The sequence below is a fragment of the Leuconostoc holzapfelii genome, assembly GCF_012396485.1.
GTDB classification, from domain to species: domain Bacteria; phylum Bacillota; class Bacilli; order Lactobacillales; family Lactobacillaceae; genus Leuconostoc; species Leuconostoc holzapfelii.
In genome coordinates, this window is sequence record NZ_JAAXPO010000001.1 from 1 (window position 1) to 12,988 (window position 12,988).

Sequence of the window (12,988 nt, forward strand, 5' to 3'; positions counted from 1 at the left end):
CAGTCAGAAAGAATTAGATCAAATTAATCATTGGATTAATGCCAGGCCAATGAAAACGCTCAACTGGCAATCACCACGAAAAGTCTTTCAGAAACATGCGGTGTTCGGATGATTCTTGCAATCTGCCACCGTATACTTCAAACCGGAAATATTTTTACCTAGTCTGAACGTTGCAACGTTATCACGGCCACGTCTATTAAACATTGCAACACGGCGGTTTTCACGTTTTAATTCTCCGCCCCATATCTGCAAGAATGAGCCTTTGACACCCATAATAGCTTCCATTGGGTTTACATAGTCTAGTGATGTACTAGATACGTGATTGATATCAGAATAAAAATTAAAAATTGACGGATTAACGATCGCGTTTTTTAAAGCGCTCATCATTGTTTGGCCATCTGCGCCGCTGACGTTTAAATGCTTAACGATATTGTGGTTCAAGTCATACGTGATTGAGTCCGCTTCAATCATCAAACTGTAGCCCATCACATCCAGTTCTGTATTGACGATACGGAACGCGTGAGGTTCATCGCGTTGGTTTGGTTTTGCCAAAATGATACGTCCGACAGAAATGTCATCGTATCGAATACCTGTCACTGGATATTTGGCAGTAATCTGAAACAGTCCGTTGCGTTGTTCAGCGACATCGACGTCATAAACTTCAGCAAGCGCACCAAGACCTTGTGACGTGAAATCAATTTCATCTTTTTCATATAAAATTGGTGTCATAGTGTCCTCCATCTTGGTTCAATCGTTACAGTACCCGCACTAACCGAAACTGTATTCGCGCCTGGTTTAAGTACAGGAAACGCGCCTAGTGACATTTTTGCGTTTTCGTTGATAATAGTCACACCGTCCATACGTGCTCGTATGCTAGTAAAGTGGACAACTTTTGATAGAGGGTTCACGGTATAATGTTCAAACAGAAAAGGAACTCACTAGCATGACACAAAGCAAAAATTTCAGATACGCAAATGATTTCAAAGAATCAATGGTGGCGCTTTATCAAAGTGGTCGCTCAGCTACCTCTCTTGCCAAAGAATATGGTGTTAGCGTCACAACGTTGACTAAGTGGATTAAGAATGCTGGCACACAAACCGTTGGCGATAAAACCTATACCAATGCTGAAGTGAAACAGCTTCAAAAGGAAAATGCCCGTTTGAAAGAAGAACTTGATATTTTAAAACGAGCGGCGGTGTTACTGGCAAAGCGTTAAACCGTATCACCGCTTTACCAATTATTCAAGCAAATTTAGCAGTTGGGCATCGGATTACGACCATTCTCAAGGTCTTGCAAATCCCGCGCAGCACTTATTACCACTGGTTATCTTATCAACCAAGTCCACGCGATCTAGAAAACCAACGCATTACGGATCTTGGGCATAACATTTGGCTCTCTAGTAACAAAGTTTACGGTTACAAACGGGTTCATGTTGCCTTGAAACGACAAGGAATAAACGTTGGGGTAAAACGTGTTTGGCGCTTAATGAAAGCTATTCACGCACAATCTATCATGCAACGTCGCTTTAGAAAACCGGTGACACAGGTTTTGTATGCGCAACGACCAAATTTGATTAAACATTTTGATGACATGAGTGGTATCTGGGTAGCTGATGTGACGTACATTCAAATGCCCGGTGGGAGCCATTTGTACTTAGGAACAGTTTTTGATCCAGAAACACGTCAAGTTTTGTCACACAAGATTAGTACAATTCGTGATGGTCAATTCGTCGCCGATATTTTAAGTGATGCATTAAAACACCATGGCGCACCGCGCTATTTGCACACGGACATGGGGAGTGAATACACTAGCATGACATTTGATGATGTGATGAAAAACCATCACATTAAGCATTCGTATTCCAAAAAAGGGCATCCGTATGACAACGCAAGAATTGAGGCCTTTCACTCAATTTTGAAACGGGAACTGATTTATCCAAATCAATTTTCAAGCAAATATGAATTGATTGCACGAGTGTCGTGGTATATCAATTGGTTTAACACCAAGCGGATTAATTTAATCGCCTAACACACGATTCCCTCTATCGAATTGTGTCCAAATTATTGACATACGAGCATTTGCTTTCACAAGACGTTTCAATCGACTATATCAGTCGTCGCCTTGGTCACTCTAACACAGCAATCACTCTCAAAGTTTATGCCCACCTGCTAACCTCTAAAAAACAAAAAGAAGTAACCAAAACTTTAGCGCTTTTCGACTAGAAGGCTACAAAAAGGCTACACATCATCTATAAACGTTGGTGTGTAGCCTTATTTTTTATCCTGGGCAAGTTTTCGAACCAGTCCAACGGCTAGCCGTTGCTTTTGATAAATGCCTATTAAGTGTATCAAAATTACCAACACAAGAAAACCCCCTAAACCGTGATTTAGAGGGTTTTCTTGTCTACCTATTCGGTCATTTTTTCATTATTGACACCATTTCATGTGCTTTTGATAATCAATATTTTTATTCCCTAAAACTTCCGCTTTAATCTGTTCTTGGGCCCGCATCCGCCGCCTTTGACTAGCCAGTGCCATCTCGTGTGCGAATTGTGCATTGACCGTTGTTGCATCCATCATAGGTGTTGCCGTGTTCTGGGGTTCATTTATTGCCATCATTTTTCTCCAAAATAAGTGATTTGATTTAACTCATTTAATATATCGCTTTTTTGCGACATCCTATTTTTGTATTTTTGGCTTTTTGTTAATAAATGAAAAGTATTGCGCTTTGATGATAGGAGGCGGAGCGCATGTTGCACTTGATAGCGGCAAGCAATCGCTAAAAACGTACTAGCCACAGAGTCCCCAAAACAACAAAAAAACACTACCCAATCTGAGTCGTGTTTTTTCTTTGGTAAACTATCTGTAACCCTTGCGAGACTAGAAGTGCGCCTTAATTTTATAGATTGGTTGTCCCTTGGCCATGAACTTCTGTTCATACTCGGTTTCAACGTTACCAGCTACCTTGTCTGCATCCGCGTGCAAATCAAGGGTGTAATCTTCAGTCGTCCAGCGCATGCCATAATCCATGAAACTCACCATCGAATATTCAAACAGATGACGATTATCAGTCTTGAACTCCACTTCACCATTTGCCGGCAAAATGGCTTCATACGACTTCAAAAATGACTTGTATGTCAATCGACGTGATTCATGGCGCGTTTTTGGCCATGGATCAGAAAAGTTCAAGTACAACTTGGCAACTTCAGCTTTTTCAAAGTAAGTTTCCACGCCATTCCCGTTCCCATAAATGTATCGCAAGTTAGGCAACTTCCCAACTTGGTCAAAACTCTTGCGGGCTGCAATGGCAATCGCAGTTTCTTGGATTTCCATGCCAATGTAGTTAATCTCAGGGTGTGCTAATGCCATGCCCAAAATAAATTGGCCTTTCCCTGAGCCAATTTCCACATGAATTGGTTGTTCCTTGTCAAACAAGGCTTGCCACTGACCAATTTGTGCTGTTGCACGTTCTTGGTCAATCACAATATCTGAATGGGCTGCCAGCCAATCGGCTGCCCAAGGTTTTGCTCGCAGATGCATATGCGTGTGTTTCGGCTGGTGGCTAATACCCCCAGCCGCCTTTCTATTTAAAATAAGTTACTTTTTCAATTGTTTTGGCAGATAGACTTGCATTAAGAATACGCGCATCCCCAAAACACCAAACAATACCACCGCAGCTGGTAACCACCCTTGCGTTAACCCGGACAAGACCAATCCAATGCCAACAATTCCTAGCACTTGACCCATTAACGTCAGATAGGCGCGTTGACGGTTATGAGGAGTCACTGGCATTAAGCGCGTCCATAACTTGCGTTGCGTATCAAAATAATTTGGCAACAGCTGGAAGCTGATTAAATAGCTCACTGCCGCCGCAATGACCGGATACAGCCAAAGCGGTGCTTGATTCAAAGCCGCGATTAACACCATACCAATCGCCGTCAACCGCAAAACAAGTGGTAAACTTTCCGTATCGCGCGCCAAACGTATCAAATATAAACGATACATGACGTCACGCTGTTTTGTCAATCTTTTCATGAGACCATCAAGATATCGGCGGCGCTTAATTGTTTTAATTTGATTCGGCACCTCTGAAAATGTCGCATAAAATTGGAAGACACGTTGTTCATGGCGGGCAGCTTGTGCAATCGCTGCTGGCCAATTCATCGCGATGGTCTGAGCGTTTTTTGACGACAAATGAGCGTATCTGGTCAATGCGACCAGTACCACCAGCATTAAACAGCCGACTCCGATCAATAACCTTTGTGGTAAGAAGCCTACCAACACGATCCCCACCATTGGTACCAAGCCCCGAACAATAAGGCGCTGAACAAGGTTTTCTGATAGCTGCCGCCGATGCTGTGTAAGCAACAAGCGTTGCCGTTCAAGCACCAATAACCCCCATTTATAGATTAAAACAAAGCTTTCTAATACCAAGAGTCGTGCCCAAGTCATTTGTTGCATGCGCCACAAGATAGGCAAGATACTACCAAAGGCAGCCGCTTGCCATAGACTAGCATAGCCAAGGCTTAGCGCTAAGGCGCGCGATAAATAGTTAGTTGCTATCTCACGGTCACGGCCCATTAGAAACAAAGCATCAGCTGGTTTAAAATAAGTCACGAGCGACCCAAATTGCAACCCTAGCGTCAACCAGCCTGCAACGAGCCAGACCAACCATGGGGCGTGCCAAATCATGGCATATTGAGGCGCTGTGAGTAAATCACGATAACCCAGCACGACACCACCAAAACCAATGACTAAAAACACCAAAAAATGATCGTTAAATAGCCGTTTGAAATACTTGCTGGTTATTTTATTGGCCCGCCGCCATCGTTGTTGGAACAAGTTAGTCATGATCATGAGCCACGACCCCTGGCGCCAAGTCAAAATAATCATCCAGATTAGACAATGACAGATGATGCGCTTGCGCTAATGCTTTCGGTGAGCCAACAAAAGTTACCTGGCCGTTTGCCAGCACAACAAATGTATCCACAAATTCTGCCGCTGAACTTAACAGATGCGTGGTCATCAAGACGCTGTGACCTGACGCAGCGTGAGCCTTCATCAGTTGAATGACATCACGTTGGGCCAACGTATCCAACCCTAAAAACGGTTCATCCACTACCAAAAGCGGTGCGTGTAACATCAATGCTGCAACTAGCATCACTTTTTGGCGCATGCCTTTGGAAAAATGAGTGGGTAGCCAATGCAATTTATCGTCTAGACGGAAAGTCGCTAAGAGCCGCATAACATCATCCCAAGCCGCTGCTTTATCTAACTGATGGGCCGAAAGCATGAGCTCAAGATGTTCTTCTAAGGTTAGCTCATCATATAAAATTGGTTGTTCGGGTATGTAAGCAAGCTGTGCTTTAAATGCCGCTGGTGCTTGACCTAAATCAACCCCATTTAATGTTAATTGCCCTGACTTAGGTAACAATTCACCGATAATATGATTAATCGTGGTGGACTTTCCGGCACCATTAAGACCAATTAACGCCACGATTTGACCGTCGTCAACTTGAAAGCTCACATCTTTTAGTACTTGATTGCCAGCGTAACCGCCGGTTAAGTTGTCAATTTTTAATCCCATATGTCCATTATAACAGGGCCCTGCTGTTATTTGGTATAATAGCAGTAACGAAAAGAAATGGAGCTTGAAAATGGATATTTTTGATAAAATTATTGCTGGTGACATCCCAAGTTATAAAGTCTATGAAGATGATACCGTGCTGGCCTTTCTTGATATCTCACAAGTGACACCAGGTCACACGCTGGTGATCCCAAAAAAACATGTCGACGACATTTTCGGTTATGATGCCAATATGGCAGAAAACGTCTTGTTGAAATTACCCATGATTGCCCGAGCAATCAAAGCCAGCAATCCAAAAATTACTGGTATGAATATCTCGTCAAATAACGGCACTGCTGCTGGTCAAACTGTTCGACACTCGCACTGGCACTTAATCCCCCGCTTTGACGATGATGCACTCACACCACGTCTGGCACCAACCATCGACAATAGTGCCCAATTCTCACCTGAACGCTATCAGGCCATTGCCACGGCCATCAGTCAAGCTATCGAAAAGGAGTAATGCCATGGTAATTATTGACCAAATCAAACGTTTAATCACACAGATTCGGACGATTCGTGACCTCACAAAGCAACTCCAATCCCAACAAGCACAACTGAGTGCACAACTTGAACACGTCAAAGTTGTTCAGGATGAGATTCAAGTTGAAGTGGAAAAAATGACTTTCAAAAATAAGCCCCATTTGGATCGCATTCAAGAAGCCACAGCGCATCTCAATGCCGAGTTATCAAAGTTTAAAGCGTGACTGCTGATTTTGTGTTAAAATAATCAAGATACTAATCAGAAAAGGAAGCATCTCATGCGCAAATTTATTTGGGGACTACTTGTGGTTGTCTTTGCAGGTGGTCTTGTCTATCTTGGTCTCAATTCATCAAAAACTTTGATGACGTCTGACTCAGGTAAAATTACTGAAAAGGCATTCTTAGCCGACGTCAAAAAGTCACAGGCTGGGCAACAAGAATTCGCCAACATGGTCATCACCACAGTGTTGGAAAAGCAGTACGGCGGCAACGTTTCAAAGTCAGATGTACAAAATGCATTTGATACACAAAAGGCGCAATATGGTGACTCTTTCAAGTCTGTTCTCGCCTCAAACAACACGACCGAAGATCAATTTAAAACAAACATCAAAAATAACTTGATTATGACTGCCGCAGTGAAAGCCAACTACAAGGTTTCCGACAGCCAAATCAAGCAAGCCTATAAGGATTATCATCAAAACACCACTGTTTCAATGATTACAGCAAAAGATGAAGATTCAGCCAACAAAGCGATTGCCGATTTAAAGTCAGGTGATAGCTGGGCAACGGTTTACAAGAAGTACACAACAGATCAAACATACGCCAAGCAAGATGGTCAAATCCCAGCATTTGATTCAACCAGCACAAGCGTTGACTCTGCCGTGCAAGACGCCGCTTTCAAACTTGAAAAGACAGGCGACTACACCACATCCCCTGTCAAGGGAGCCAATGGTGGCTTCTATGTTGTTCAACTGGACAAGACAACAAACAAGCCAAGCTTGAACAGCGTACGCAACAAGCTCACGGATAAGATTGTGACTACCTTCTTGAATGACCAAAACAACAATTCAAAAGTCCAAGCCATTATTGGTAAAATCTTACGTCAACAAAATGTTGATGTGAAAGACGCACAACTTAAAAATGCTTTGAATAGTTACTTGACAGCTGGTTTGTCATCAAAATCAAAGTAAATTAAAAACGCCACATCAGTGGCGTTTTTTTATGCTTTGCGATCATTATAAAATCGTCGACTATCAAGGCCAAAGATACGATCAGAAAACGCATGATCGGGTGTTTTATCTAAAGCCGTCGTCATCATTTGGATGCTTGCATCCAGTTCATCTAACTGATGTAAGACTTCTGCAGTCATTGTCGCAGGGCGCACTGGTGACCCGTATTCTAGTAATCCATGATGGGCCAACACCACATGACGCAACAAAATCATATCTTCTGATTGCAGGTCAAATTTCAACTCATGTGCGGCAAGCACAATTTGCTCATCAACTAATGTGATGTGGCCGATTAAGTTCCCCGCTACGGTATATTGCGTTGCCACTGGGCCAGACAACTCAATCACCTTGCCTAAATCATGTAACAAGGCACCCGCCAGCAGTAATTCTTGGTTTATTTGCGGATATTGTCCCGCCACACTTTTTGCTAACCGGGCAATCGATAACGAATGAAAGGCTAAACCACCAGCAAAGGCGTGGTGGTTCGCTTTTGCCGCCGGAAAACGCAAAAATTCATCGTGATAAGTCGTAAAAAGTTTCCGAATCAAACGATTCCATGTTGGGTTGGTAATCATCAAAATCAAATCATTTAACTCATCTTGCATCGCTTCGGTTTTAATCGGGGCATGCACCATAAAGTCTGTTGGATCATCTGGTTCCCCAGCTTGTGACAAGCGCACATGTGTAATTTGTACCTGTGGTTTCTCTTGATATGCCCCCCGAACACCTTGCAATTTCACAACTTTGCCTGGCAGTAACCCGTTGATTTGGTCATCAGTTGCATCCCAAAGATTGCCTGGCAAATCGCCTGACCGATCTGAAAAAACCATACTGAGATACGGCTTCCCTGTTTTAGTTAGGCGCATATCGGCACTTTTAATCAACGCAAAGCTATCAATCGGCTCAGTATCTTGGTATGCTGTCAGTAATTTAGCCATTTTCCACCTCTTTCATTATAATTTTATCACATTGTTCGACGTTGCATGAGGCCATTGCGTTGTGAAGTAAATAATTTGCTGCGTGTGCGCCAACGCTTGTAGCATGGTAACCATTGTCTCTTTCCGTTGTGGATCAAAATTAACAAAACCATCATCAATCAAAAGTGGGACGGCGACAATATCACCGATGACCTGAGACAAAGCCAATCTAAGCGCAATATAGAGCTGCTCTTGCGTCCCAGTAGATAATTCAAATACTTGAAAGGTCTGTTGATCCTGGCGCGTCACCAGCAGCTCAGTCTCAGAAAAAGTGATGCGTTGATATCGCCCTTGCGTCAAATGATCAAAATATTTGGTTGCTAATTGCTGCATTTTGGGAAAACGATTTTGCGAGGCGAATTGTAGTGCTTGGTTAATCCAATTCACTGTGAGTTTGTCAGCAAGATAGTCCCCAAATTGGTCGAGTAAAGCAGCTTGTTCATCAGCCATATCTTGTTGTAGCGTTAAAAATTGGTCATTGCTCGTTAATTGTGCCTGTTGTGCTTGATGGTTTGACAACGTCGCTTGGTGATCAAACACACGTTGTTGCGCAACGCTTAGTTGTGCTTGCAACTGCGCCAATGCTTGTTGCAGGGTTTGACGATCAGTGTCTTGTTGGAACTGCGCCAACGTTTTTGGATCTAGCTGTCGCATCAAATCTTGATAACGCGCTTGCTGCCGTTGCGTTGTCAAATCATTTTGCCGACGGGCAGTTAACTCTGCCATCTCATTGACCTGATATCGGGCAAAAATTTGCCGTTGTGCCTGGCGAAGTTGATCTAATTGCTGCTGATGATAGGCAATTTCTTCCACACGCTGCTGCTGTTGTTGCGTTAATTTCAAAATATCATGCTGTGCTGTTAACTTCTGTTGTTCATAACGATGCTGCAGTTCAACGACTAATTTTGGTAAATCAGACAATTGGAGCGGGACATCGAAATGAGACGCAATCGGTTTGAGCCGGCGCAACAGCGCAGATTGTTGATCAGAAATTGTCACGTTGAGTTCAGCTAATTTTTGCTTGCGGAGAGGTTGTTGTTTTAAGGCATTTTGCAGATTTAATACCTCGTTGATCGTTAACCCATTGTACGCCACTAAAATTTGCTCGACTTGCCGTTGATGCTGTTGGTATTGCCAATAAGCAATCCCTGCAGGAATGCTTGCCAGCAAAACAGCTGGCTTCGCAACCAGAAAACCTAAAACGCCGACCACAAGGCTGGCCATTAGCCAAAGCATGGCCGGCCCTCGCCGAGTGAGTTGCTGTTTTTCTTGGGCAGACAAGGGTGGCGGAATTGTCCCTTGCTCAAATTGGGCACCGAGCTGTTGTTGTGTTTTTAACCAATCATCACGTTGTGCAAATTGTTTTTGTAAGGACTGCACCTCAAGTTGGGCCTGTGCTAAGGCTGTTTCAAATTCAAATGTATCACTTGAAACGTGCCCCACTTGTGGTGTTTGTGCTTGATTTAGCGTTTGCAAGGCCGTTTCGTGCATCGTCATCGTGGCAGCTTGTGATTGTACAGCCAGCCAATCATCATCACTTACGCTTTGCGGCGTATTGCTGAGTTCCGCTTTTAACGCCGCCGCTTTGACGTATAAATCGTATTGCTGTAATAATTGTTCATGATTTTTTACCTGTGCGGCTAACGTGACGACTGTTTTTTGTGCAGCAACCACCTCAGCCTTATCCGCCATTAACGCTTTTTCACCTTGCACAAAATCGGGCAGTGTCAAAGCTTTTTCGTGGACTAACGCTGCTGTTTCAGCGTAGTGCTTGGTCGCCAAGTTCAAAGGGCGTTTGCCGGTTGGCCGTTGGGCAAATTGTTTATCGGCTTGTTTATCTAGCCCTGAGGCAACATTTAACCAACCAGCGCTCCCGACCGCACCGATATTTAGTAGTAATTTCTGTAAATCAGCGCCCTTAATTTGTGTAATTGCCGCAAGGTCTTGTTGACTAAAATTAAAAATTGCGTCAAAACTGTCCTGGTTGAGCGGCGCCAATTGCTCAGCGAGCCACGCTTCAGGGTGTAATATCTCGCTTTGATCCGCTAAATCCGTAATCGTCAAATGTGATTGGGTGCGACCCAAACGCGTAATTTTCACGGTCTGATCGCCAAAAACGACTGTCAAACTCCCGCCATATCTGCTGCCATCGCGGGGATCATAAACATTGGTACGCCCTTTTTTGTTGGGAAAGCCAAATAAAACCCCCACGATAAAGGCACGCAAAGTTGACTTCCCGGACTCATTTTGTCCTTGAATGACTTGCATCTGGGTGGTCAAATCAAATGTTTGTTTTGACCATCGGCCAAAACCACTAATCGCCACTTGTTTGATTTTCATACTAGTTACTCTTTTCTTGCCAACAAACGTTGTTGCATTTTTTCGCGCAAGGCCTGCTTGCCCTCAGCACTCAAATAATAATCTCGAATAAAGTGCGGCACTTGTGTTGACAAATAGGCCGTCATATCAACGTTCGTTAACACATGATCCAAAGCCGCTTGCCAAAATTTTTGATCCACTTGATCAGCTGGTAATCCCTCTGCTGCCGAGGGTGCCATTGTTAGTTTCACCACCCATTGATTTTCCGGTAAAGCGGCCCGAATTTGCGCTAACATCACACCATTCAAGCAACGTGCCTTAACCTCTTTTGTTAACTGCCCGGTCAACTTAATCGTATAAAATACTGGTGTTTGTACCGGTAATGCTGTCAATCGCGCAATTAAATCAACCTCAGTCACAGGATCAGCAATCACAACTTCCTCCCAGAGAATAGCTGTTGTCGACTGAAAGACTGGCTGCAAACGCCCTTGGTCCGCAGTGACCAAATAATAGCCCTTATCGCCCGTCTCCTTACGATTAAGCCCCTGTAAATTGCCTGAATAGCCAATAAATGGCTGCTCATGCAACGTTTGCCGCACATGAATATGACCAAGGGCCCAATAATCATAATGCTTCGCCAATAAGCCCTGGATCGTGAATGGCGCATAAGGGTCACCATCTTTCCCAACTGCGCCATGGTACAGGCCAATTTGGTAGTCAACACCTGCATGCCTCGTTGGAAAATCAGCTATAACGGCTTGGACCTGGCGCGGTGTTTGATAGCTAAAGCCCGTGATGGCAACCCGTTCACCAGATGGCACAGTCAATTCCTGCGTTGTGACGTTTTGACTAAAGACATGCACATTTTCTGGCCAAGGCAAATGCGCATGCTGATCTGCTTCAAAATCATGATTCCCAAAGCTTAAAAAGACAGGAATATTTGCTGTTTGTAAGCGTTCAAATTGTTGATGTACAAACACTTGTACTTTTGGACTATTTTCCGTTGCACTATATAAATCGCCGGCGATCAGAACAAAATCAACCTTGGCTGTTAACGCCCCAGTTATCATTTTTTCAAAGGCTTGCAACGTTGATGTTTGAACAAATTGTTTAAGTGAAGTGGGGATGTCACGATCTAGCCCGCGAAATGGGTTCCCCAAGTGACTATCTGCTGCATGTATAAATTTCATAATTGGCCTTTCCTGAACAAATGTTCGCTTATTTTATTATACTGAATTGTCATCGTTTTCACAACTTGTGAAACCCCTTACATATATGCTATGATAGTAGCAACACATCAAGGAGTTTTTAAAATGACAGTCCATAAAATTTTATTTGGTACTTATACAAAACGCATTTCAAAAGGCCTCTACGAAGCTGAATTAGACACCGAAGCGCGCCAACTACAAAATCCAACTTTTGTTGGTGAGTTGACAAACCCAACCTACTTAGCCATTTCTACAGCAAACAAAGTCTACGCCGTTGAAAACCGCGACGGCCAAGGTGGGGTTGTGACTTTTGATAACACGGTCCGACCTTTAGCAGAAATTGACGCCCAATTAAGTGAAGGCTCTGCGCCTGCTTACATTGGGGTAGATGAAGCACGACAATTGGTCTTTGCGGGATATTACCACCGTGGCACAGTCGAATCTTACCAAATTCAACCAGATGGCAACTTGGCGCTGGTAACCACTTGGCAAAACAGCGGTTCCGGTCCACGGCCAGAACAAGGCAGCTCACATATCCACTTCGCCAACTTAACGCCCGATGCGCGTTTGGTGGCAGTGGATCTTGGGACTGATGAAGTCATTACTTTTGATGTCGCAGCTGACGGTCAATTCACTGAAGCCGCGCGTTTTCAAACCGAAGAAGGCTTTGGCCCACGCCATATCCGCTTCTCACCTGACGGCCAATATGCCTATGTTTTAGGTGAACTTTCAAGTTTGCTGAGCGTTCTCAAGTATCATGCAGAAGATGGTACTTTTGAACACGTGATGACCGCTTCAACAATTCCAGCCGACTGGACCGCCCATAACGGGTCAGCGGCTCTTCGTTTAAGTGCTGATGGTCGCTTCATTTACGCTTCCAACCGCGGTCATAATTCGGTGGTTGTCTTCAAAGTCGTCAATGAAGGGGCTGAAATTGAACGCATCCAATTCGTGAGTTCAGAAGGTGAATTCCCACGTGATATGAACTGGGACCAAAACCAAGACTTCCTAGTGGTCGCCAATCAAGATACCGATAATGTCACCCTATTTTCACGTCATCATGAAACCGGTGAATTGACGTTACTTCAAAAAGATTTCGCTATTCCTGAAGGGGTTCGCGTTGCCTTTGAAAATTAAACAAAAAAAG

The 12,988-nt window shown here is 43.8% G+C and carries 14 protein-coding genes and 1 pseudogene; 7 read left to right on the forward strand and 8 right to left on the reverse strand.

Features of this window, described 5'->3' with window-relative positions:
* Positions 1-112, forward strand: a pseudogene (locus HF966_RS00005) (IS30 family transposase); the annotation flags it as partial.
* On the opposite strand, the gene HF966_RS00010 reads toward HF966_RS00005, so the two are convergent.
* Positions 88-729, reverse strand: coding sequence for a phage tail spike protein (locus tag HF966_RS00010; RefSeq protein WP_168675621.1), 642 nt, complete (start codon positions 727-729; stop codon positions 88-90). The pseudogene HF966_RS00005 and the gene HF966_RS00010 sit on opposite strands and share 25 nt — an antisense overlap.
* Before the next feature lie 214 nt (positions 730-943).
* On the opposite strand from HF966_RS00010, the gene HF966_RS00015 reads away from it, so the two are divergent.
* Together HF966_RS00015 and HF966_RS00020 are read left to right on the forward strand one after the other, a co-directional pair.
* Positions 944-1,216 (forward strand): transposase, encoded by a 273-nt coding sequence (locus HF966_RS00015; RefSeq protein ID WP_168675622.1) that lies wholly within the window; start codon positions 944-946, stop codon positions 1,214-1,216.
* Positions 1,217-1,239: 23 nt separating this feature from the next.
* Entirely contained in the window at positions 1,240-2,028 is a 789-nt protein-coding gene (locus HF966_RS00020; protein WP_281418516.1) for an IS3 family transposase, read from the forward strand.
* A 398-nt stretch (positions 2,029-2,426) separates the two neighbouring features.
* Here the strand turns inward: HF966_RS00020 and HF966_RS00025 are convergent, their stop codons facing one another.
* From HF966_RS00025 to HF966_RS00040, 4 genes are all read right to left on the reverse strand, one after another.
* Entirely contained in the window at positions 2,427-2,615 is a 189-nt protein-coding gene (locus tag HF966_RS00025; RefSeq protein WP_246586704.1) for a hypothetical protein, read from the reverse strand.
* Positions 2,616-2,879: 264 nt separating this feature from the next.
* A complete protein-coding gene (gene trmB / locus HF966_RS00030) occupies positions 2,880-3,539 on the reverse strand; it encodes a tRNA (guanosine(46)-N7)-methyltransferase TrmB (protein WP_168675624.1) in 660 nt (219 codons plus the stop codon).
* A gap of 57 nt (positions 3,540-3,596) precedes the next feature.
* Positions 3,597-4,856, reverse strand: a complete 1,260-nt coding sequence (locus HF966_RS00035; RefSeq protein WP_168675625.1) for an ABC transporter permease — start codon at positions 4,854-4,856, stop codon at positions 3,597-3,599.
* Positions 4,843-5,586: an ABC transporter ATP-binding protein gene (locus HF966_RS00040; RefSeq protein ID WP_168675626.1), complete on the reverse strand. Its 744-nt coding sequence runs from the start codon at positions 5,584-5,586 to the stop codon at positions 4,843-4,845. The genes HF966_RS00035 and HF966_RS00040 overlap by 14 nt, the downstream gene beginning before the upstream one ends.
* 70 nt (positions 5,587-5,656) lie before the next feature.
* On the opposite strand from HF966_RS00040, the gene HF966_RS00045 reads away from it, so the two are divergent.
* From HF966_RS00045 to HF966_RS00055, 3 genes are read left to right on the forward strand one after another with little or no spacing between them, the layout of a single operon-like run.
* Entirely contained in the window at positions 5,657-6,088 is a 432-nt protein-coding gene (locus HF966_RS00045; RefSeq protein ID WP_168675627.1) for an HIT family protein, read from the forward strand.
* A gap of 4 nt (positions 6,089-6,092) precedes the next feature.
* Complete coding sequence (locus tag HF966_RS00050; protein ID WP_168675628.1) at positions 6,093-6,332, forward strand: hypothetical protein; 240 nt, start codon at positions 6,093-6,095, stop codon at positions 6,330-6,332.
* 54 nt (positions 6,333-6,386) lie between these two features.
* Positions 6,387-7,298, forward strand: coding sequence for a peptidyl-prolyl cis-trans isomerase (locus HF966_RS00055; protein ID WP_168675629.1), 912 nt, complete (start codon positions 6,387-6,389; stop codon positions 7,296-7,298).
* 29 nt (positions 7,299-7,327) lie between these two features.
* Here the strand turns inward: HF966_RS00055 and HF966_RS00060 are convergent, their stop codons facing one another.
* The 3 genes from HF966_RS00060 to HF966_RS00070 are packed head-to-tail and all read right to left on the reverse strand — an operon-like array spanning position 7,328 to position 11,823.
* Positions 7,328-8,275: a 3'-5' exoribonuclease YhaM family protein gene (locus HF966_RS00060; RefSeq protein ID WP_168675630.1), complete on the reverse strand. Its 948-nt coding sequence runs from the start codon at positions 8,273-8,275 to the stop codon at positions 7,328-7,330.
* 15 nt (positions 8,276-8,290) lie between these two features.
* On the reverse strand, positions 8,291-10,654 hold the full coding sequence (locus HF966_RS00065) for an ATP-binding protein (protein WP_168675631.1): 2,364 nt from the start codon (positions 10,652-10,654) through the stop codon (positions 8,291-8,293).
* A gap of 5 nt (positions 10,655-10,659) precedes the next feature.
* On the reverse strand, positions 10,660-11,823 hold the full coding sequence (locus HF966_RS00070) for a metallophosphoesterase family protein (RefSeq protein ID WP_168675632.1): 1,164 nt from the start codon (positions 11,821-11,823) through the stop codon (positions 10,660-10,662).
* Between the two features lie 123 nt (positions 11,824-11,946).
* Between HF966_RS00070 and HF966_RS00075 the strand changes: the two genes are divergently transcribed.
* A complete protein-coding gene (locus tag HF966_RS00075; RefSeq protein WP_168675633.1) occupies positions 11,947-12,978 on the forward strand; it encodes a lactonase family protein in 1,032 nt (343 codons plus the stop codon).
* Positions 12,979-12,988 lie beyond the last annotated feature (10 nt).

Coding starts and splice junctions, on each gene's coding strand:
- HF966_RS00010 (WP_168675621.1), bottom strand. CDS start 729: ATGACACCAATTTTATATGAAAAAGATGAAATTGATTTCACGTCACAA.
- trmB (WP_168675624.1), bottom strand. CDS start 3,539: ATGCATCTGCGAGCAAAACCTTGGGCAGCCGATTGGCTGGCAGCCCAT.
- HF966_RS00075 (WP_168675633.1), top strand. CDS start 11,947: ATGACAGTCCATAAAATTTTATTTGGTACTTATACAAAACGCATTTCA.
- HF966_RS00045 (WP_168675627.1), top strand. CDS start 5,657: ATGGATATTTTTGATAAAATTATTGCTGGTGACATCCCAAGTTATAAA.
- HF966_RS00070 (WP_168675632.1), bottom strand. CDS start 11,823: ATGAAATTTATACATGCAGCAGATAGTCACTTGGGGAACCCATTTCGC.
- HF966_RS00015 (WP_168675622.1), top strand. CDS start 944: ATGACACAAAGCAAAAATTTCAGATACGCAAATGATTTCAAAGAATCA.
- HF966_RS00060 (WP_168675630.1), bottom strand. CDS start 8,275: ATGGCTAAATTACTGACAGCATACCAAGATACTGAGCCGATTGATAGC.
- HF966_RS00025 (WP_246586704.1), bottom strand. CDS start 2,615: ATGGCAATAAATGAACCCCAGAACACGGCAACACCTATGATGGATGCA.
- HF966_RS00050 (WP_168675628.1), top strand. CDS start 6,093: ATGGTAATTATTGACCAAATCAAACGTTTAATCACACAGATTCGGACG.
- HF966_RS00055 (WP_168675629.1), top strand. CDS start 6,387: ATGCGCAAATTTATTTGGGGACTACTTGTGGTTGTCTTTGCAGGTGGT.
- HF966_RS00065 (WP_168675631.1), bottom strand. CDS start 10,654: ATGAAAATCAAACAAGTGGCGATTAGTGGTTTTGGCCGATGGTCAAAA.
- HF966_RS00040 (WP_168675626.1), bottom strand. CDS start 5,586: ATGGGATTAAAAATTGACAACTTAACCGGCGGTTACGCTGGCAATCAA.
- HF966_RS00035 (WP_168675625.1), bottom strand. CDS start 4,856: ATGATCATGACTAACTTGTTCCAACAACGATGGCGGCGGGCCAATAAA.